Origin of the sequence: Vibrio sp. YT-16 (assembly GCF_033337405.1) — a bacterium.
Taxonomy (GTDB): Bacteria; Pseudomonadota; Gammaproteobacteria; order Enterobacterales; family Vibrionaceae; genus Vibrio; species Vibrio alginolyticus.
Genome location: NZ_JAWOQQ010000009.1, coordinates 142,957 through 163,629, shown reverse-complemented (window position 1 = coordinate 163,629; position 20,673 = coordinate 142,957). Strand labels below are relative to the sequence as shown.

Here is a 20,673-nt window from a genome sequence, read left to right as displayed (position 1 = left end):
ATATAGATCTTAATAATCTATCGATTGTTAAGATCTATATTAACGCCTTTTTACTTATTGAAATGACTGTATAGCTTCAAAGATATCTTGTCTTCTAACTGGCTTGGAAATGAATCCGTCCATCCCTGCATCCAGGCATTTATCTCTATCGCTTTCTAGCGCATGTGCAGTTAACGCTATAATTGGAGTCTTGAGGCCTTTATCTCGAATAAGCCTTGTTGCAGTAATTCCATCCATCACCGGCATCGAGACATCCATGAGAATCAAATCGATTAAATCCTCATTCTCTTCTAAAAATGTTAATGCCTCTGCTCCATGGCTTGCGATATGAACATTATGGCCAAGCTTATTTAAGATAAGCTTTATTACGAACTGATTCGATTCGGTATCTTCTACGACGAGAAGTTCCATTGCTTTTGTCGGTTGATTGGTTTCGATTCTAACTGGACGATTTTGATTACAACGAGTCAAAACTGGAATCGAAATCGTAAAGGTTGAACCAACATGCTCATCACTTTTAACGGCAATCTTGCCACGCATCATTTCAACTAAATGCTTGGTTATTGCGAGCCCCAGTCCTGTACCACCGAAGCGTCTCGTGATGGAACGGTCTCCTTGATGAAATGCCGTAAACAAGTGCTCTTGCTTTGCTTTAGATATACCAATTCCAGTGTCAGATATTGAGATCACAAGTTCAGCATCTTGCTCAGATACAGAAACTTTTACTTCACCTTCGTCTGTAAACTTTATTGCATTCCCTATTAGATTAAACAGGATTTGAGATAACCGCGTGGAGTCAATCCAAAATTGTTTGTCATTAGTGACAGTACAGTTGAGTTTAAATTGGAGATTTTTCTTCTTAGCTATTTGTTTTTGCTGAGAAATGACAAAAGTGACAGTGTCTCTTAAATTAATCCATTGTTCATTGAGCTGAAAGCGACCTGACTCGATTTTAGAGAGATCAAGAATGTCACTGATTATCGCGAGAAGTAACTCTGCAGAGCACTCCATTTGGCTCAAAGCATCAATTTGTTCTTCTGACAAGGTTGATTGCTTCAGTATATCTAGCATTCCAAGAACGGAATTTAAAGGGGTTCTTATTTCATGACTCATCATCGCTAAGAACTCCGACTTAGACCGGTTCGCAAGCTCTGCTTCTTCTCTTGCTTTAGCGAGCTGAGTTGTTCTTACTTCAACGATACGTTGTAACTTCTCTTTGGTCTCGATATCAATGACCGCCCTTTCAATTAAGGGACGAAACCGCCTCAAGGTTTCCTTATTCTCTATGCTAAAGTGCCCTTTCTGAGCTCCAATAAGTAGGATTACGGTTTGCGTTACTTCTGAACGTATACCAGTTAAAACGACCGAGTTTACATGGCTTTTTATAAAGCTGTTTAAGTTAACAAACTCAGCGAGTTTATCTGGCTCGAACAGTAGAATGCATTCACCATTGAGAGCTCTTTGATAGGTGTTACCGTGTAACCAGGATACATTATCAAATACGCTATTAGTTGATATCAATGTCTTGAAGGGATATCGTTCACCATCACGAGTCAGTACAATAAAATCATCGAAGTTGATGTACTTTTTGAGGACATTGTTTAATCCCGTAAATATCTCATGCCGATTCTTTGCCTCACTCATCGCAGATATCGCGGAAAGAATGGCCTTGTTTTCATCGGCGAGTAGTCGTTCTCTTTGTCTAGCCTGCTTTAGCTCAACTAACGCTTCTTGAAGCGCTTCCTGTTGATATATGTCTAAGTATTTATCTTTCATAAGGTTTATGGAATATAGCCGATGAAATCATCAGGTTTCCATGTCCATTCTCACCACCAATAAATCTACCTTGCTCGCCGAAAGTAAAAGGGCAAATAAAAGGCAAATGTTCTAGTTCTTGGTTAATTTGTTCACAAACGCTATTCATGTCTTGCATTAAGTGCAACATGGGACCTGCGCAAAAGATATTTATCACTCCAATTTTTCGAGACTCTTCTAATTTTTGGTTAAAAGCGGCATTGACGACTTTTGCAGCGCGCGCAACGAGATGCTCACGACTTCCTTTCATTAATGTGAGCTCGTCACCCTCTTCTATTCGTGTAAACAACTCGATTCCACCATCTTGCGTCTCACGGATCGGATGGGATAACTTGTAATATGGGCGATCATAGAGATGACCTGCGATCCGCCCTAATGGATAAGCGCTCGAATTTGTAAACAGCATATTATCTTTACCTACTTGGTTATCCTGGTGATTTGTCAACCTTCTATAAACATTGAGCGCAGGTTCGTTATCAATTTCAAGTAAGCATCTATCGTTGGTCTTGGTTGCAACACCTTTGATATTAGTTGGTGTATGTCCAGCGCTAAAAGCGATATCAACAGGTTGAGAGGAGTAAAAGAGAGTTAAGCTTAAACCTGAAGTTTGAGAGCCTTGGGCGGTTATCACAGACCATTTCCCAGCGATGTTATTATCAGCGGCTGAACCACCAATAATTGGAATTAGAGTTCCAAATCTTTCATCTATAGACGCAATGATTGATTCCTCTTGCCCTGGTGTGGCATGAAGTAGAATTAAGTTTGGTACCTCTCCTACACGGTTAGCGCTCTCAAGGGCCATATCCAAAGCCTTGGTGACACTGTCACCTGAGTTATGATTAGAAATACCAGTACCATAAGCATGAGGGCCTGTATCATAAACAGCAAGTGCCGCAATTACTGGGCCTGTATGAAAGCCCTGATCTGTCATTACGGCTTGACATGAACTGGCGCCATGAAAAGGCACACAAGGAAAATGCGCAAGAAACGCTTCTCGAATCAACTCGAAATTGTATTCTTCCGTGTAGTAACACATCACGTAAGACAAGTTCTGTTGTGTCAATTCGGATCTGAGCGTTTTTATCGCTGAGTCTTCATCTTTAATATGAGTAAAAACTGATTGGCAATGCATACGATTTTATAATTGGATATCACTCTGCTGTTATACCATTCCAACCAATTTTCTCTAGGTAAGAAGGTGTTAATTTCATTAATAAGTTACGATTATCTCGTGATAGATCGTATTTATAATTGAACTACAACAATGTTTTCACCTTTTTTAAAGGTGATTTTTTTCGATTCAGGCATGATGTCCCATTCTACTGACTTATGCTTCTCGTTGAGATTGATAAAATTACCAGATTGATTTAGATCAATTTTTAGAGTGCTACTTTCTATCGTTTCGAGCGAAATTCCCATTGAGTCACGATTAATCGTGATTATTTCTCCTTCAATTGTTACATCGCATCGTTCTTTTTGTGAACAGTCAACGCTATTAACACTCTCGTGTGTAAAGGTACGCCAGAAAAATGCGCCTATTAAAACACTGAGCATGATTAAGATTTGTGCAAGTCGCGCCTTTGTTAACTTTTGTGCAGGCATAATTACTAATATCCTTGTTACAAACTTCAAACTTTTTAAATAAAAAATGATTTCCAGAGGTCCAGTAAGGTTACTACCCTGTCATTGAATTGTTAATTCAAGTATAGTGTCACGCTGAAAATGCCACTTTTTATTAAAGTCAGCAATGGAAATAAGGTGATGATAACACTTGAATTCTAGAGTTTACTTGGGTGGTGTTACGACGCAAGTCGTGTTGGAAGTAAAAGTGTAGTTAATTAGAAATTGGAAGCATGCAAATGAGCCAAGTAAAGCAGCTTGAACAAAACTACAACTATACAGTCGTTCGCCAATTTACCCTTGTGACCATTTTATGGGGCATAGTTGGTATGGCTGTTGGTGTTTTGATTGCCGCTCAATTAGTTTGGCCACAGCTAAACTTTGATACGCCGTGGTTGACGTACAGTCGCTTACGTCCACTGCATACTAATGCGGTAATTTTTGCGTTTGGTACCAGTGCTCTGTTCGCAACGTCTTATTATGTTGTACAGCGCACATGTCAAACACGTCTTTTTGGTGGCCCACTCGTTGCCTTCACCTTTTGGGGTTGGCAAGCAATCATCCTGGCAGCAGCCATTACTTTGCCTCTCGGTTTAACATCGGGTAAAGAGTATGCTGAGCTAGAATGGCCTATTGATATCGCAATTGCGCTAGTATGGGTATCATATGCGGTGGTGTTCTTCGGCACACTAGTGAAGCGAAACACGTCACATATTTATGTGGCAAACTGGTTCTTCGGTGCCTTTATTATCACAGTAGCAGTACTTCACATCGTGAACAGCATGGCTATTCCTGTGTCACTTGGTAAATCTTACTCGATTTACTCGGGCGCAGTGGATGCGATGGTTCAGTGGTGGTATGGACACAATGCGGTAGGTTTCCTACTGACCGCTGGTTTCCTAGGTATGATGTACTACTTCGTTCCTAAACAAGCTGAACGTCCTGTTTATTCTTACCGTCTATCTATCGTTCACTTCTGGGCACTTATTTCTCTATATATTTGGGCAGGCCCTCACCACCTTCATTATACAGCGCTACCAGACTGGACTCAGTCTCTAGGTATGGTTATGTCGCTGGTTCTATTTGCTCCTTCTTGGGGTGGTATGATCAACGGTATTATGACGTTATCTGGTGCATGGCATAAGCTTCGTTATGACCCTATCCTACGTTTCCTAATCGTTTCACTGTCGTTCTACGGTATGTCTACCTTTGAAGGCCCGATGATGTCGATTAAGACGGTTAACGCACTTTCTCACTACACAGACTGGACCATTGGTCACGTTCACTCTGGTGCGTTAGGTTGGGTTGCGATGGTTTCTATCGGCTCTGTATATCACTTGGTACCTCGCCTATTTGGCCAAGAGCGTATGTACTCTGTTGGTCTAGTTAATGTGCATTTCTGGCTAGCAACAATCGGTACCGTCCTTTACATCGTTGCGATGTGGATCTCTGGTGTAATGCAAGGTCTTATGTGGCGCGCGGTTAACTCTGACGGTACGCTAACTTACAGTTTTGTTGAATCTGTAGAAGCGTCTTATCCGTTCTACTTTGTACGTTTCCTAGGCGGATTTATCTTCCTATCTGGTATGTTCCTAATGGCATACAACACGTACAAAACGGTAAGTGCACCTAAAGAAAGCCTAAAAGCTATCCCACATCCGGCATAAGGAGATTTAAGAATGAGTAATAATTCTAATAATCGCCATGAAATCTTAGAACGTAATGTCGGTTTGTTGGCTATTTTTATCGTGTTTGCTATCAGTTGGGGTGCTCTTGTAGAGATCACTCCTCTGATTTTCCAAAAGCAAACGACTGAACCTGTAGAAAATCTGCGCGCTTACACTCCTTTGGAGATGGAAGGCCGTGATATCTACATCCGTGAAGGTTGTAACGTCTGTCACAGCCAGATGGTTCGTCCTTTCCGCTCAGAGACTGAACGCTACGGTCACTACTCTGTTGCTGGTGAGAGTGTTTGGGAACACCCATTCCTTTGGGGCTCTAAGCGTACAGGCCCGGATTTAGCTCGTGTTGGTGGTCGTTATTCTGACGAATGGCACCGTGTTCACCTGTTAGATCCTCGTGAGCTTGTACCCGAGTCAAACATGCCAGGTTTCCCATGGCTAGCTGAAAACGTTTTAGACGGTAAGCTAACTCAGAAGAAACTTGAGCTATTTCGTGATCAGTTCGGCGTTCCATACACTGATGAAGAGATCGCGAATTCGGCTAAAGAAGTAGAAGGTAAAACAGAGATGGATGCAATCATCGCTTACCTTCAGTCTCTTGGTCATGCAATGAAGTAAGGGGATCATATGGATTTCGGTACAATTCATAGTATTTATACCGTTGTACTCTTCGCTAGTTTTATTGGCATCGTATGGTGGGCATTTAGTAAAAAGCGTAAAGCACGCTTTGAAGAAGATGCCAACTTGGTGTTTGCTGACGAAGAACAAAAGACCCCTAATAACCAAGGAGTGAAGAAGTAATGACTACATTCTGGAGTCTCTGGATTATCGTGATTACTGTCGGTACGCTAGTAGGCTGTGCGATTCTCCTGACTTGGTGCGCTAAAGATAAAATGGGCGTCGAGGAAGGGGAAGACATGGGCCACGAGTACGATGGTATTCGCGAGCTAAACAACCCTCTACCAAAGTGGTGGACTTACCTGTTTGTAAGCACATTTGTGTTCGCAGCAGTTTACCTTGCCCTATTCCCAGGTCTAGGTAGCTTCAAGGGCTTTTTAAACTGGCAGAGTTCGGCTCAAACCGTTCGCTCACTAGAAGAGTCAAAAGAAGCCATCGCTGCAGCACAAGAGAACAAGCAACTAAACCAATATGCAAAAGAACTGGATGATGCCGACGCTTACTTCGGCGAAGCATTCCGTAAACTTGCGCACAATGACAGTGGTCTACGCCCAATTCCTGAAATTGCGCAAGATCCTGAAGCATTAAAAGTTGGTCAGCGTTTGTTTTTGCAAAACTGTTCTCAATGCCATGGCTCTGATGCACGTGGTCAGAAAGGCTTCCCTAACCTGACTGATGATGCATGGCTATATGGTGGCGAGCCAGCAGCGATCGTTACAACCATCATGCACGGCCGTATTGGTCAAATGCCAGCATGGAAAGATGCCCTTGGTGAGCAAGGTGTTCAAGAAGTTGTAAGTTACACACTTAGTTTATCTGGTCGTAAAGTAAATGCTCGTGAAGCCGCGGCAGGTAAAGCACGCTTCGTAGTGTGTGCAGCTTGTCATGGTACCGATGGTAAGGGTAACCCTGCAGTCGGTGCGCCTGACCTTACAGACCAAGACTGGTTATTTGGTGACTCTCGTGCAGCTGTAACAGAAACCGTAATGAACGGACGCTCAGGCGTAATGCCTGCGTGGAAAGACATTTTGGGTGAAGATAAAGTTCAGCTCGTTGCCTCATATGTCTGGAGTTTAAGTAACTCAGAGAGTAAGTAACTGAGATATTACGTAACATAGCAATAACAGCCCCTTTCATAGGGGCTGTCTTTCCTTTAAATTTAACGCCTTACATTTTTTCATTTAGCTGTTGAGAACTTTTTTATGGTAAAGCCTTGGTATAAACAATTTTGGCCGTGGTTCCTAATCATCCTTCCTCTTACTGTCGTAGTTTGGACTGTGATTACTGTGGTCGTTTTCTCGAACAACTCTGTTTCATTAGTCGCCGAGGATTACTATAAAAAAGGCAAAGGCATTAATATCGACATTAGTAAAATGAATGTCGCTCGTGACCTAGGTCTTAACGCTGAGATTTCCTCTGAAAATAACAATGTTGTGATTGTTTTCGCTAAAGGGAAGCTACCTCATTACCCTGCTCTAACGGCCACTTTCACTCATCGTACTCTTCCTGATCGTGACTTCACAAAGCTTGTAACAGCGGATGCATCTGGTAATTACCGACTAAAAGCTGAGGAATCTATTCAAGGACCATGGTTTGTTGAACTACAACCACACGACAAGCAATGGATGATCCAAGGTAAAGTTGAGTTTCCTGCCTCTTCAACACCGTTAATGAAGTAAGCATATGTGTAAATCCTGTTATCACTGCGGTGAAGATGTACCAGCCAACACGGATTTCAAAGTAGAAATATTGGGTGAAATTCGCGACATGTGTTGTCCGGGCTGCGAAACTGTGGCGCAGACTATTGTCGATAGTGGTCTTGTATCATATTACCAATACCGCACTGCGCCTGCAGAAAAGGCAGATCTAGTACCAGAGCAACTCCAAGCTTTAATTCATTATGACAATGCGGATGTACAATCTGAATTCGTACGAAATCGCGAAAATGTTTCTGAAGTAACCCTTTCTTTGGAAGGCGTTTCATGTGCCGCTTGTGCGTGGTTAATCGAAAAGCAAGTTTCTAATACGGCCGGGTTGGTATCTATCCGTGTTAATACAACCACCAATCGAGCGTTACTAGCCTGGGATAAAACTCAGGTACGGTTAAGCGAGCTCCTTTCCGTTATTCATAAACTTGGTTACAAAGCTGCACCTTTTGAAGCAGATAAGCAAGAAGCCTCTTACCATCGAATGATGAAGCAATATCTATATCGGCTAGGTATTGCAGGTTTAGCAACCATGCAGGTCATGATGCTCGCCGTTGCACTGTATCTCGAAGTCTTTGGTGATTTAGAGCCAGAGTTTAAAAGTTACTTTCGTTGGGTAAGTTTGATTTTTGCTACTCCTGTTTTGCTTTATTCCGCTCTTCCATTTTACTTAAACGCATGGCGCAGTATCAAAGGCCGAACCCTTGGTATGGATGTCCCGGTTTCTATTGCGTTGATCTTTGCCTATGTTGCAAGTTTAGTTGCAACAGTAACTGAACAAGGCGAAGTCTTCTTTGAATCTATCTCGATGTTTACCTTCTTTTTGTTAGTAGGTCGATTCTTAGAGATGCGCGCTCGTCGCAAAGCTGCTGCAGCGAGTGGTAACCTTCTTAAGTTGATTCCGGCAATTGCTACAACGCTGGACGGTGATCAGATACCCGTGAAGACGCTAAAAGTTGGCGTTCGTATTCGCGTTCTACCTGGTGAACATATCCCCGCTGACGGTAAAGTTATTTCAGGCCGTATTCATATTGATGAATCCATGCTAACGGGTGAGTCAGTGCATGTTGTGAAACGAGAAGGCGATATTGTTTATGCGGGAACGCTAAACGGAGACGAATCATTTGAACTTGAGGTAGTAAGCTCAAAGGCCGATTCAATGATTTCTAACATCGTGCGTTTACAAGATGAAGCTCAACACTCCAAACCTAAAATTGCGGAAATTGCAGACATTGTCGCCCGTTACTTTGTTGGTGTGATTCTTATTATCTCTGCTGGTACTTGGTTTTACTGGCATCAAACAAAACCAGATGATGCGTTTTGGATCATGCTGTCTGTGCTAGTCGCTACGTGTCCATGTGCGCTATCTCTGGCCACACCGACCGCACTCACTTGTGCTACCTCTAGAATGGGTAATTTTGGCATTTTACTTCGTAAAGGCCATGTGTTTGAGACACTATGTAAGATCAACCACTTAGTTGTAGATAAAACAGGCACTCTAACGAAAGGTGATATTGAGATCTGTGAAACAAAGATACTTAGTGATCTCCCACAGAAAGATTGTCTATCACTAGCTGCAGCTTTAGAGGCTCATGCAAACCACCCTATCGCTCGTTCTTTTGCAACTTACACCAATGATGACTTTATCGTGTCTGACGTGCAAAACGTGATTGGTTCAGGGATTGAGGGTATGTGGAATGGCAAAATCGTTAAGATAGGTAGTGCTGCTTTTGTTCAAGGCAAAGAAAGTGGTGAAAGCCAGGCGGTCTATCTGTCGGTTGATGGCAAGCATGTCGCTAGCTTTTACTACCGCGACCCTATCCGAAAAGAAAGCAAAGCCTTTATTCAACGTTTTGCTGACGCTGGAATTAAGACAACCCTGCTAACTGGTGATTCTCTCTCAAACGCCCAACCAGTGGCGAATGAAATTGGTATCGATCACATCGTCGCGTCAGCAAAGCCAGAAGATAAGCTTGCATACCTTAAGAGCTTGGACGAAAACAGTATCACTATGATGGTTGGTGATGGAATCAATGACGCGCCGACTCTCGCCGGAGCTCACCTTTCTGTCGCAATGGGCGGTGGTACAGATGTCGCTAAAGCTTCTGCAGATATGACGTTACTTGGGGATAATCTCGAAAAGCTACTAGAAGCACGTTTGCTTGCACTGCGTACAAGAAAGATTATTCGAGAAAACTTGGCTTGGTCTTTGGGTTACAACCTGTTAATTTTGCCTTTGGCGGTCGCAGGTTTAGTGGCTCCCTACATTGCAGTAGTTGGCATGTCTGCAAGCTCAATTATCGTTGTATCTAACTCTTTGCGCCTGCTCAAAGAGAAATAAGTAGAGAAAGCAAACATGGAAAGTCTTTATATATTGATTCCCATCGCTATCGTTCTCGTTTGTGTTGCTGTCGCCGTTTTTCTTTGGGCGGTAAGAAGCGATCAGTTTGAAGATCTTGAACGGCAAGGGCACAACATTCTTCTCGACGAAGAAGACCAATCTAATAGTGATAAAAAGTAGCGACCTTTATGACTCCTGATTTTATCGGTGCGTTGATGATCGGCTTAGTAGGAGCCGGTCATTGTATGGGTATGTGTGGTGGTATCGCGTCTCTACTTACCATGGGCTCTTCTGCTAAAAATAAAACTACCCCTCTTATCCCCCTCTTCTACAACCTCGGACGATTGATCAGTTATACCTTAATAGGTGCATTAGTGGGTGGTGCTATATCAGGTTTATCTGAGCTTAGTGGGTTAACGCACTCTCTTGCTTGGTTAAGGCTGATTGCTGCGTTATTCATGATCCTGGTCGCGCTGTATATTGCTAAATGGTGGCAAGGCTTACTTTTAATAGAAAAGCTAGGGCAGTATATCTGGCGCTTTATCTCGCCGGCAGGGAAGAATCTGTTGCCACTAAAGCATCCTCTTCACGCGTTGCCATTTGGCTTTATTTGGGGTTGGTTACCATGTGGCTTAGTTTATTCAGCGCTTACTTGGTCGGCGGTTTCTGGTAGTGCGATGAACGGCGGCCTAATTATGCTTGCGTTTGGGCTCGGAACGCTACCTGCAATGCTTATTATTGGATACGGTGCCAATCATTTTCAGAAATTACAAAAATCATTAATATTTAGAAATATTTCAGCATTAATCCTTATTGGCTATGGTACGTATACCGCTGTAGGAGCCTTAGCGTTACTCGGTTTCATATAACGTTAAACTCTATTGAGGTGACATTTTTGCTACCCTTTAGGATTAAGCGATGCTAAAATATTGATGTATATCAAATAGTGAAAGGTTGTTATGATTTCTGAAAAACCTGCAACAAAGCGTATCCAATCAGGCGGTTGCGCCATTCATTGCCAAGATTGTAGCATTAGTCAACTGTGTATCCCGTTCACTCTAAATGAGGCAGAACTTGATCAGCTTGACCAAATCATCGAACGTAAGAAGCCTATTCAAAAAGGACAAGAGCTTTTTAAGGCCGGTGATGAGCTAAAATCGCTATACGCTATCCGCTCTGGTACCATCAAGAGCTATACGATCACAGAGCAAGGTGATGAGCAAATCACAGCGTTTCACTTAGCTGGAGACTTAGTCGGTTTCGATGCTATCACTGGTGACTCCCACCCTAGCTTTGCTCAAGCACTCGAAACGTCGATGGTATGTGAAATCCCATACGAAATTTTAGACGATCTATCGGGTAAAATGCCTAAGCTTCGCCAGCAAATCATGCGTTTGATGAGTAACGAAATTAAAGGTGATCAGGAAATGATTTTGCTTCTTTCTAAAAAGAACGCAGAAGAGCGACTAGCTGCTTTCCTTTACAACCTATCAACGCGTTTTTCTCAGCGTGGCTTCAGCCCTAGAGAGTTTCGTTTAACTATGACTCGTGGTGATATTGGCAACTACCTTGGTCTTACAGTCGAAACGATCAGTCGTTTGTTAGGTCGTTTCCAGAAATCTGAGATCCTAAGCGTAAAAGGTAAATATATCACTATCTTAGACCACGATGCATTGATGGAACTTGCTGGTGTAACTAAAGAATAATACACCCTAATTATTGATGTAGCTCGAAAATGAGCTACATCATATTTCTCATAAATTCCTTTCGAAAGTCCTCAAAAAGTTCTCCAAACTAAGCTACAGTAAAAATGTACGGTGAGTACTCCAAAATACTGATTTAATTTACATTCAGTATCTGGTTTTGCAATAGAAGTGGGCTTAGTTATGAGTATATACAGTAAGATCCTTGTTGTAGCTGACATCAATAATGATGAGCAGCCCGCACTTGCAAGAGCTGTTCAATTAGCTCAGAAAAGTGTATCTAGAAGCCGAATCACTTTCTTTTTATCCATTTATGATTTCTCGTATGACATGACGTCAATGCTATCAGTGGATGAAAGAGATGCTATGCGTCGAGGTGTCATTCATCAGCGTGAGCAGTGGATGCGTAAAATTGCTCAACCATACCTAAACGATGGCTTCGACTTTGATGTTTGTGTTGTCTGGCACAACCGCCCTTATGAGGCGATTATTGCTGAAGTCTATGCAGGCAATCATGACCTAGTCATCAAAGGCACACGTAAGCATGATGTTTTAGAGTCTGTCATTTTCACACCGACAGATTGGCACTTGTTGCGAAAATGCCCTATTCCAGTGCTTCTTATTAAGAATGCTGCTTGGCCGGAACAAGCAAGTATCCTTGCCTCAGTACATGTGGGCTCAGAAAACCCGACTCATATTGATCTCAACGATACGATGGTCGAGCGATTAAAAGAAATCACCACTCGGCTTGAGGCCAAGCCATATCTTGTTAACGCCTACCCCGTTACACCGGCGAACATTACGATTGAACTTCCTGAATTTGACCCAACGACTTATACCGATGCAGTGCGAGGTCATCATTTAACGGCTATGAAAGCACTACGCCAAAAACATGGTCTTGATGAAGAACAAACGATAGTTGAGCAAGGTTTACCTGAAGATGTCATTCCGGCAGCTGCAGAGCGCTTGAACGCAGCAATGGTTATTTTAGGTACCACAGGGCGAACAGGGCTTTCTGCTGTCTTTATTGGTAATACAGCGGAGCACGTAATTGATAAAATAAATTGCGACGTGTTGGCTCTAAAACCAAAAGGCTACATTAGCCCTCTCGACCCAAATACAGCAACCTAATCTCTCTTTAGTATTGCTATGTATTGAGCGCTTTCAAATAAGCGCTAATAAATCCCCCGAATACAGGGGGATTTTTGTTTGGGAACAGTTAAAGCGTTGGGTACAAAAAAGGAGGTCTAATTGACCTCCTTTTTTACGAGTTAGATGTTCGTAACATCGATGAACATCGATTCATCAATATTCGTCGAAGAAACGACAGCCTCATTAAATTCATACTCTTCGCGGTTACCTTCACGATCTAGCGGTAAGTTAACAAAGTCGAACAATTCGCGGTCTGCTAGTTGGCTTGGGCTTACGTTTTGAATTGATTTAAAAATTGCTTCCACACGCCCTGGCGTCTTCTTATCCCATTCAATCAACATTGCTTTTATAGATTGACGCTGAAGGTTCTCTTGAGAGCCACAAAGGTTACACGGAATTATTGGGAAATCCTTGTGCTCAGCGTATTTGATCAAATCTTTTTCACGACAGTAAGTCAATGGACGAATGACCACGTTACGACCATCATCAGAGCGTAGCTTTGGTGGCATCGCTTTAAGGCGAGAGCCGTGGAACATGTTCAAGAACATTGTTTCGACGATGTCATCCATGTGATGACCTAGCGCAAGCTTAGTTGCACCAATCTTCTCTGCAAATGAATACAGCGTACCACGTCGCAGGCGTGAACAAAGACCACAAGTGGTTTTGCCTTCTGGTACCTTCTCTTTTACGACGGAATACGTGTCCTTATCGACAATATAGTAAGGGATATTCAGTGTTTCGAAATACTCTGGCAGAATGTGCTCAGGGAAGCCCGGTTGTTTTTGGTCTAGGTTTACTGCAACCACTTCAAATTTGATTGGCGCAGCTTTTTGAAGATTCAACAGGATATCAAGCATCGCGAATGAATCTTTACCACCGCTAATACATGCCATCACAACATCGCCTTCTTCGATCATGTTGTAATCAGTAATGGCATTTCCAACATGTCTTCTCAGGCGTTTCTGAAGCTTGTTGAATTCTAGGGTTTCTTTTCTTGTATCTATTTGGTTCATTGCGGGCTCTCACATCGCCGATAAATCGACTAGGACTTCCTAACATGGGTTTCTTTGGGGCGTGGATTATACGAGCTTTTTACACAGGATTAAATGCTTGTCTTATTGAGTCTTTAAGAAAAGAGTGTGAAAGATACTTTAGTTACGGTCACAAATGAAAAAAGAGCTGCGATTGCAGCCCTTTCTAAACGTTCAGTGTTCATTTCTTTGCGTTAGGTAGATAAGGTAACACTCGCATCGTCGGTTCTGGTAGTGTCATTGTGCCACCTTGCCCTATTTCACTTAGTGCGACTTGTATCTTGCCATTGACAATTGGCTTTTCGGTTCCGTTTGAGAAAATCACTTTATCATTCAGTTGATTTGCAAACTCCATCGTCACACCTTGAACCTCCGGTGTAAACCAACCCGCAAACATACCGCCTAAATCTTCCAGCATCGTCTGCATTTGAGGTAGAAGAGGCTTAAGTTGGTCGTAAGAAACGTTACCCTGTAATGGTTCTTTGGTCATCACGACAAGTGAGTAATCGCAACGTGTATCTTTTGGGGTATCGACAAAAACCAACGGATTCGCTGACTTTAAGTTTTTATCAACAGGTAAAGGCAACTCTTGTGAAGCAGGGATAACAAACTCTTCATAGTGCTCTTCTTTTTCCATCCAAGCTTTTTCTATCATACAAATTTGTTTAGTTTTTGCGTCCACAAAAAAGACACCAACTTTCACATCGTCATGCCCTTCTTTATTGTTGTTTTTTAGTTGAGTATATAACTTTGAGTACGTGAACATGTACTCTTGAGCTTGGGTTATCGGCGATGCAAGAATTAGCGCCGCACTTCCCAACAGACTTAGGCTTAACTTTTTCATTTTATCCGTTATTTTATTGCGTCCAGTAGGCGTTGTTATGACGAATCATAGCGCGAAGATCGTGTACATAGGCGATGCCACGTTCAGAATAGGCTAGCAACCCATGCGTTAACTCTGACGCGGTTGCGACCGTTAACAAGCCCTTGTTCTTTTCAGCCAGAGATGTTCTGATTTCACGCAGGTCTGCATACGCTGGGTTTCGATTAACGTTCATAAAGTAGCCATGAACAGACTGTTGTACAGAATCGAATTTTTCAACTTCATGAACTTTGTTAGCGCCACGTTGCGCTGGAACAATTCCACAGCCCTTTTTATAACACCATTGGCCGAACAAGTTGTTTGCTTGAGTAGCAAAACGAGAAGTGCCCCACGCAGATTCATTTGCCGCTTGAGTTAGAACCAAGGCTTCAGGTAAGACGTTCACTCGCACAAGCATCTCATCTAGCCACGTTTGATCAATCTTATCGTTACTCAAGGGCAACGAATACAGAGATGATAACCGCTGAGCATACTCTTGTTGTTCTTGCGTCACTTGTCCCACCTTTAAAGAGGTAAGAAAGGCCCGCTCATGACGAATTCGTTGATTCTCAAGAGCAATTTTAGGCCTTAAAAAATCAAAAAAAGCAGCTTTTTTCTCTTTCGTATCTTTTATTGAATTGAAGTCTGGGATATCACCGATGTATGGCAAGTGTGATAAATCGACATGCTTAATCTTGCCAGAGAGTACGTCAGGATTTTCCACATATTTAAACTGTTTCTCGTAGTGTAAATATGGGCCTATAGAAATAAAAGTGGCGGCTATACAGGTTGCCGCCACTCGTAAACTTATTGATTTCAAAGAATTAGGCATCAAACACCTGTGAGTTACCATCGTGATCATTATCGTTTTTCTGTGTTGTAACGATCTTAAGCTTAATTCCAAACATTTCGCGGTAGAGTATGCCTTTCAAATGGAAGAAGAATGGCAGCACAAAAATCAAGCCAATACCGTAGAACATTGCTGCAATAATAAACATTAACATCACGCCTAAGTAAAGCCCCGCGACCACAAAAATCTTCTTGTTGATTGCGCGAAGTGATAACAGCAACGCTTGCATTGGTGGCACCCTTTTCTCACAAATCAACAAAATAGAGTGACTAAATGCCAAGGAAAGATACAGCGACAGTAAAGGAAAAATCATACCAACCACACCTTGTAGCATTAAGCTCATGAGCGTTGCTAGAATAACAGGAATGGTGAACTGCAACCCCTTTCCAACATGGCGCAACTTAGTCTTTAAGCCAGCGACATGACTCATAGCCATCAAGCTGATCCCCGCATAAATTGGTGCGCTAATCACCTCATAACTGAAATTCGCGACATAAATAGAAGACACAATATCGTTTGTGAACGACTCTGGGTTCTCAAACGCATCAAGAATAACGGTCAAATCGCCCAACTGCAGTTTCAATGCAATATAGAAAATACCTAACTGGACAAAAAGCAATACAATAATGGCAGGAGAAAATGATAAAAAGTGCTGGATGGTTGCTCGCCAAGCTTCGTTAAAAACCGCGCCAGCTTTAAGCTCGTAGTTGCCAGACAAAGCTCGCTCTACACTCCCCCCAAGATTGAAATCTTTCTCAAAATCGTCGTTCATAGTTTATCCAAGACTAACTTGTAAAATTTTGACTGGAATTCCAGTCAATTAATGTAATCGTCATTATAAAGAAATCTTTCCACATCTAACATCACAACTCACCTACAATCCTTGCAATCTCAACTGTATGGTTGATAATTGGCCACTTTCAAGGTCATGAAATTGAAACAATTGTTGAACAAAGTTTAGTGCTATCAAACTGTGTCTAGATGCCAATTAATCTCATAAAAACAGTATGGTAAGGAATGATGGCTTTTTCCTGCAAAATTATTTCTGTTTCAAGATAAGAAAATGCTTTAATTTCACACTTTTGGTGATTATGATGCGCGCCTCAAAAGTGAATGGTTAGTGTCACATCAGCTGGGATAATCCCGGCTTGAACGTGGGGGAAATACAGACGTTGAACGCAAAACCGCAAGCAGGAAAGCCAGTTATTCGTTTATCTGGTATTAGTAAAAGTTTCGATGGTAAGGAAATCATCGGTAATTTAAATCTGGATGTTAATCATGGTGAATTTCTGACGATTCTCGGGCCTTCTGGTTGTGGTAAGACAACAGTTTTACGCATGATTGCAGGTTTTGAAACGGCAGATAACGGTCAAATTATTTTGGATGACCAGGATGTAACACAGGTTCCTGCAGAGCAAAGGCACGTCAACACGGTATTTCAAAGTTACGCATTGTTTCCACACATGACCGTATATGAGAATGTCGCTTTTGGTCTTCGTATGCAGAAAACGCCTACTGCGGACATTGAACCACGAGTAATGGAAGCGCTACGCATGGTGCGCCTAGAAAAAATGGCTCAGCGTAAGCCTCATCAGCTTTCTGGCGGTCAGCAACAACGTATCGCCATTGCGCGTGCGGTTGTTAACAAACCAAAAGTACTGCTGCTAGATGAATCTCTATCTGCACTTGATTACAAACTGCGTAAGCAAATGCAAATCGAGCTTAAACAGCTTCAGCGTCAACTTGGTATTACCTTTATCTTCGTTACGCACGATCAGGAAGAGGCCCTATCGATGTCTGACCGCATTATTGTTATGCGCGACGGTGTTATCGAGCAGGATGGTTCTCCACGTGAGATTTACGAAGAGCCGAAGAACCTATTTGTTGCTCGCTTTATCGGTGAGATCAACGTATTCAACGCAACCATGCTAGAGCGTATCGACGAGAAACGTATCCGTGCAGAAATCGAAGGTGTCGAGTCTGTTGTTTACTACGATCAGGAAGCGCAAGCAGGTGAAAAACTGCAAGTACTACTTCGCCCAGAAGACTTACGTATCGAAGAGATCAAAGAGTCTGAAGAAAAAGGCATCGTAGGTCACGTAACAGAGCGTACCTATAAAGGTATGACGCTTGATTCCGTTATCCAATTGGATTCAGGCATGCGTGTAATGGTTAGCGAATTCTTTAACGAAGATGATCCTGATGTGGACCACTCACTTGGCCAGAAAGTCGCTATCACTTGGGTTGAGAGTTGGGAGGTAGTCCTCAATGATAAGCAAGAAGATTAATCTTCAAAACGCGATCATTACCTTAATCGTCGGTTGGTTAACACTTTTCGTGTTGGTACCAAATGTGATGATTATCGGTACGAGTTTCTTAACGCGTGATGAAGCAAACTTAATCGAAATGACATTTACTTTCGACAACTACTTACGTCTACTCGACCCCTTGTATGCGAAAGTGCTGATGCACTCGTTCTACATGGCGATTGTGGCGACGTTGTTGTGTTTAGTAATTGGTTACCCATTTGCTTACATCATAGCGAAAATGCCAGAGAAATGGCGCCCATTCATGTTGTTCTTAGTTATCGTACCTTTTTGGACAAACTCTCTTATCCGTACTTACGGCCTGAAGATTGTTCTGGGTACACAAGGTATTTTGAACAAATCATTAATGGCGATGGAAATCATCGATAAGCCATTACGTATTATGTACACCGAAACAGCAGTAATGATTGGTCTTGTGTACATCCTGCTTCCATTTATGATTCTGCCGCTTTACTCGGCAATCGAGAAGTTGGACAACACTTATATCGAGGCGGCGAAAGATCTTGGTGCGAACAAGTTCCAAACCATTACGAAAGTGATTCTACCTCTTACAATGCCTGGCATTATCGGTGGTTGTTTGTTGGTTCTGCTACCAGCACTAGGTATGTTCTACATCTCTGACCTTCTTGGTGGTGCGAAGAACCTACTGATTGGTAACGTTATTAAGAGCCAAGTATTGAACGCTCGTGACTGGCCATTTGGTGCTGCGACCAGTATCGCCCTCACCTTCGCAATGGCTGTGATGCTTTACGCTTACTACAGAGCAGGCAAACTATTGAATAAGAAAGTGGAGCTAGACTAATGGGACGCACAGTTAGATTTAGCTTTATGGCGCTGGTGTATGCATTTTTGTATCTGCCAATCATCGTCTTAATTGTTAACTCATTTAATGCCAACAAATTTGGTATGAAATGGGGTGGTTTCACCACGAAATGGTACGAAACCTTAGTAAATAACGACAGCCTAATGCAAGCTGCATGGCATTCATTGAACGTAGCGGTATTCTCAGCGACAGCAGCAACCATCATTGGTAGCTTAACGGCCGTTGCCCTATTCCGTTACTCGTTCAAAGGTAAAGGTGCGGTAAACGGCATGCTGTTTGTCGTGATGATGTCTCCAGATATTGTTATGGCGATTTCATTGCTTGCTCTGTTCCTAGTATTAGGCGCGCAGCTTGGCTTCTTTACTCTATTGATTGCTCACATCACCTTCTGTCTACCATTCGTTGTGGTAACAGTGTACAGCCGCTTAAATGGCTTTGATGTGAAAATGTTGGAAGCTGCAAAAGACCTTGGTGCAAGCGAATGGGTAATCTTGAAACAGATCATCCTTCCTCTTGCTAAACCAGCGGTTGCTGCAGGTTGGCTACTGAGCTTTACCCTGTCTTTGGACGATGTGATCATCAGCTCGTTTGTAACGGGTCCAACATACGAAATCTTACCATTGAAGATTTACTCCATGGTTAAGGTGGGCATTTCACCGGAAGTGAACGCCCTAGCAACGGTGATGTTGATTGTTTCTTTGGTCTTGGTAGTAATTTCTCAGTTGCTAGCAAGAGAAAAAGTGAAGTAGAATCCGCACCTGTTAACATCACGAAACAGAATGGTTACATGCCATTCTGTTTTTCTATCTATCGTCCAAAATTGGACAACGTTTGGTTTGGAGCTAACGTCAATGAAAAAATGGGCTACTCTATTAGCTGGTAGTGCATGTGCGCTTTCTCTGTTCTCTGGTACAGCGACAGCGGATGATAAAGAACTAGTATTTATGAACTGGGGTCCTTACATCAACAGTAATATCCTAGAGCAATTTACTAAAGAAACTGGCATCAAAGTGATCTACTCGACTTACGAGTCGAACGAAACTTTGTATGCAAAGCTAAAAACCCATAACCAAGGTTATGACCTAGTAGTACCTTCAACGTACTTCGTGGCGAAGATGCGTGACGAAGGCATGCTACAAAAGATCGATAAGACTAAGCTGAAAAACTTCGGCAACCTAGATAAAAACTACCTAGACAAGCCTTACGATCCAAGTAACGACTACTCTATCCCACACGTTGTTGCGATTACAGGCCTAGCGGTTAACGCAGATATGTACGATCCAAACGACTTCCAAAGCTGGGCTGACCTATGGAAGCCTGAGCTTGAAGGTCAAGTAATGTTGATGGACGACACTCGTGAAGTGTTCCATATCGCTCTGCGTAAACTTGGCTACTCAGGTAACTCAAAAGACCCTAAGCAAATCGATGAAGCGTACGCTGAGCTACAAAAGTTGATGCCTAACGTTTTAGTTTTCAACTCTGACAACCCTGGCGCACCTTACATGTCTGGTGAAGTGGGCGTTGGTATGCTTTGGAACGGTAGCGCCGCAGCGGCACAAAGTGAAGGCCTGAACCTTAAACTCGTTTTTCCTAAAGAAGGCGGTATCGGCTGGGTTGATAACTTCGCTATCTCTTCCGGTGCGAAGAACGTAGAAGCCGCTCACAAGATGATTGACTTCCTACTGCGCCCAGAAATCGCAGAGCAAATCTCTCGTGATACTGGCTACCTAACGGCGGTGGAAGAATCGAATGCTAAGTTTAAAGACGTTGCCCCACTGTTCCCTTCTCAAGAAGACCTTGACCGCGTTGAATGGCAAGATGCGGTTGGTGATCTAACCGTTAAGTACGAAGATTATTTCCTCAAGCTGAAAGCGGGACAATAATCTAGCTTGTGTAACAAGTCATCAACCATAGGAAAATAGGCAGCAATACGCTGCCTATTTTTGTCTTAGGCTGATATAATCGCGCGTTGCTAGGTTTATTTGTCTTGGTATCATAGATTTATCGTCTCATAACAAGGAGACAACGATATTCAAGCTAAATGAACATATTTGTGCTTACTGCGATTTGGCTCAAATTGATA

The 20,673-nt window shown here is 42.6% G+C and carries 21 protein-coding genes; 14 read left to right on the top strand and 7 right to left on the bottom strand.

Annotation, left to right across the window (positions count from 1 at the left end; all coding sequences use genetic code 11):
- Positions 1-54 precede the first annotated feature (54 nt).
- From R7F07_RS15920 to R7F07_RS15910, 3 genes are all read right to left on the bottom strand, one after another.
- The gene (locus R7F07_RS15920) at positions 55-1,776 is read right to left on the bottom strand and encodes an ATP-binding protein (RefSeq protein WP_171342955.1); all 1,722 of its coding nucleotides are present in this window, start codon (positions 1,774-1,776) and stop codon (positions 55-57) included.
- On the bottom strand, positions 1,766-2,947 hold the full coding sequence (locus tag R7F07_RS15915; RefSeq protein ID WP_318110535.1) for an FIST signal transduction protein: 1,182 nt from the start codon (positions 2,945-2,947) through the stop codon (positions 1,766-1,768). Before R7F07_RS15915 ends, R7F07_RS15920 begins: the two co-directional genes overlap by 11 nt.
- Positions 2,948-3,060: 113 nt before the next feature.
- Positions 3,061-3,417 (bottom strand): hypothetical protein, encoded by a 357-nt coding sequence (locus R7F07_RS15910; protein ID WP_171342957.1) that lies wholly within the window; start codon positions 3,415-3,417, stop codon positions 3,061-3,063.
- Positions 3,418-3,674: 257 nt separating this feature from the next.
- Between R7F07_RS15910 and ccoN the strand changes: the two genes are divergently transcribed.
- The 10 genes from ccoN to uspE all read left to right on the top strand — a co-directional run bounded on the left by ccoN (position 3,675) and on the right by uspE (position 12,676).
- Positions 3,675-5,102: a cytochrome-c oxidase, cbb3-type subunit I gene (gene ccoN / locus R7F07_RS15905; protein WP_005396488.1), complete on the top strand. Its 1,428-nt coding sequence runs from the start codon at positions 3,675-3,677 to the stop codon at positions 5,100-5,102.
- Between the two features lie 12 nt (positions 5,103-5,114).
- Positions 5,115-5,735 carry a cytochrome-c oxidase, cbb3-type subunit II gene (gene ccoO / locus R7F07_RS15900; RefSeq protein WP_005377475.1) on the top strand — a complete coding sequence of 207 codons (621 nt, stop codon included), beginning with the start codon at positions 5,115-5,117 and terminating at the stop codon, positions 5,733-5,735.
- Between the two features lie 9 nt (positions 5,736-5,744).
- Positions 5,745-5,918 carry a cbb3-type cytochrome oxidase subunit 3 gene (locus tag R7F07_RS15895; protein ID WP_005377485.1) on the top strand — a complete coding sequence of 58 codons (174 nt, stop codon included), beginning with the start codon at positions 5,745-5,747 and terminating at the stop codon, positions 5,916-5,918.
- Positions 5,918-6,892 (top strand): cytochrome-c oxidase, cbb3-type subunit III, encoded by a 975-nt coding sequence (gene ccoP, locus R7F07_RS15890; protein WP_005377487.1) that lies wholly within the window; start codon positions 5,918-5,920, stop codon positions 6,890-6,892. Before R7F07_RS15895 ends, ccoP begins: the two co-directional genes overlap by 1 nt.
- Positions 6,893-6,997: 105 nt before the next feature.
- Positions 6,998-7,474 carry a FixH family protein gene (locus R7F07_RS15885; RefSeq protein ID WP_005377489.1) on the top strand — a complete coding sequence of 159 codons (477 nt, stop codon included), beginning with the start codon at positions 6,998-7,000 and terminating at the stop codon, positions 7,472-7,474.
- A 4-nt stretch (positions 7,475-7,478) separates the two neighbouring features.
- The gene (locus R7F07_RS15880; protein ID WP_042522977.1) at positions 7,479-9,842 is read left to right on the top strand and encodes a heavy metal translocating P-type ATPase; all 2,364 of its coding nucleotides are present in this window, start codon (positions 7,479-7,481) and stop codon (positions 9,840-9,842) included.
- Between the two features lie 15 nt (positions 9,843-9,857).
- Positions 9,858-10,022, top strand: a complete 165-nt coding sequence (gene ccoS / locus R7F07_RS15875; protein ID WP_005377493.1) for a cbb3-type cytochrome oxidase assembly protein CcoS — start codon at positions 9,858-9,860, stop codon at positions 10,020-10,022.
- 8 nt (positions 10,023-10,030) lie between these two features.
- The gene (locus R7F07_RS15870; RefSeq protein WP_017634899.1) at positions 10,031-10,711 is read left to right on the top strand and encodes a sulfite exporter TauE/SafE family protein; all 681 of its coding nucleotides are present in this window, start codon (positions 10,031-10,033) and stop codon (positions 10,709-10,711) included.
- Positions 10,712-10,801: 90 nt separating this feature from the next.
- The gene (locus R7F07_RS15865; RefSeq protein WP_005377497.1) at positions 10,802-11,548 is read left to right on the top strand and encodes an FNR family transcription factor; all 747 of its coding nucleotides are present in this window, start codon (positions 10,802-10,804) and stop codon (positions 11,546-11,548) included.
- A 180-nt stretch (positions 11,549-11,728) separates the two neighbouring features.
- Positions 11,729-12,676, top strand: a complete 948-nt coding sequence (gene uspE, locus R7F07_RS15860) for a universal stress protein UspE (protein WP_005377500.1) — start codon at positions 11,729-11,731, stop codon at positions 12,674-12,676.
- Positions 12,677-12,816: 140 nt separating this feature from the next.
- Here the strand turns inward: uspE and ttcA are convergent, their stop codons facing one another.
- The 4 genes from ttcA to R7F07_RS15840 all read right to left on the bottom strand — a co-directional run bounded on the left by ttcA (position 12,817) and on the right by R7F07_RS15840 (position 16,212).
- Positions 12,817-13,710, bottom strand: a complete 894-nt coding sequence (gene ttcA, locus R7F07_RS15855) for a tRNA 2-thiocytidine(32) synthetase TtcA (RefSeq protein ID WP_005377502.1) — start codon at positions 13,708-13,710, stop codon at positions 12,817-12,819.
- Between the two features lie 199 nt (positions 13,711-13,909).
- Positions 13,910-14,572: a DUF2987 domain-containing protein gene (locus R7F07_RS15850; RefSeq protein ID WP_025766641.1), complete on the bottom strand. Its 663-nt coding sequence runs from the start codon at positions 14,570-14,572 to the stop codon at positions 13,910-13,912.
- A gap of 13 nt (positions 14,573-14,585) precedes the next feature.
- On the bottom strand, positions 14,586-15,422 hold the full coding sequence (locus R7F07_RS15845; protein WP_025766642.1) for a glucosaminidase domain-containing protein: 837 nt from the start codon (positions 15,420-15,422) through the stop codon (positions 14,586-14,588).
- Positions 15,415-16,212, bottom strand: a complete 798-nt coding sequence (locus R7F07_RS15840; RefSeq protein ID WP_005377508.1) for a hypothetical protein — start codon at positions 16,210-16,212, stop codon at positions 15,415-15,417. Before R7F07_RS15840 ends, R7F07_RS15845 begins: the two co-directional genes overlap by 8 nt.
- Before the next feature lie 400 nt (positions 16,213-16,612).
- On the opposite strand from R7F07_RS15840, the gene potA reads away from it, so the two are divergent.
- From potA to R7F07_RS15820, 4 genes are all read left to right on the top strand, one after another.
- A complete protein-coding gene (potA, locus tag R7F07_RS15835; RefSeq protein ID WP_017634901.1) occupies positions 16,613-17,728 on the top strand; it encodes a spermidine/putrescine ABC transporter ATP-binding protein PotA in 1,116 nt (371 codons plus the stop codon).
- Positions 17,709-18,569, top strand: a complete 861-nt coding sequence (gene potB / locus R7F07_RS15830; protein ID WP_005377512.1) for a spermidine/putrescine ABC transporter permease PotB — start codon at positions 17,709-17,711, stop codon at positions 18,567-18,569. The genes potA and potB overlap by 20 nt, the downstream gene beginning before the upstream one ends.
- Positions 18,569-19,339 carry a spermidine/putrescine ABC transporter permease PotC gene (potC, locus tag R7F07_RS15825; RefSeq protein ID WP_005389180.1) on the top strand — a complete coding sequence of 257 codons (771 nt, stop codon included), beginning with the start codon at positions 18,569-18,571 and terminating at the stop codon, positions 19,337-19,339. Before potB ends, potC begins: the two co-directional genes overlap by 1 nt.
- A 102-nt stretch (positions 19,340-19,441) precedes the next feature.
- Positions 19,442-20,473: an extracellular solute-binding protein gene (locus R7F07_RS15820; protein WP_017634902.1), complete on the top strand. Its 1,032-nt coding sequence runs from the start codon at positions 19,442-19,444 to the stop codon at positions 20,471-20,473.
- Positions 20,474-20,673: the final 200 nt, after the last annotated feature.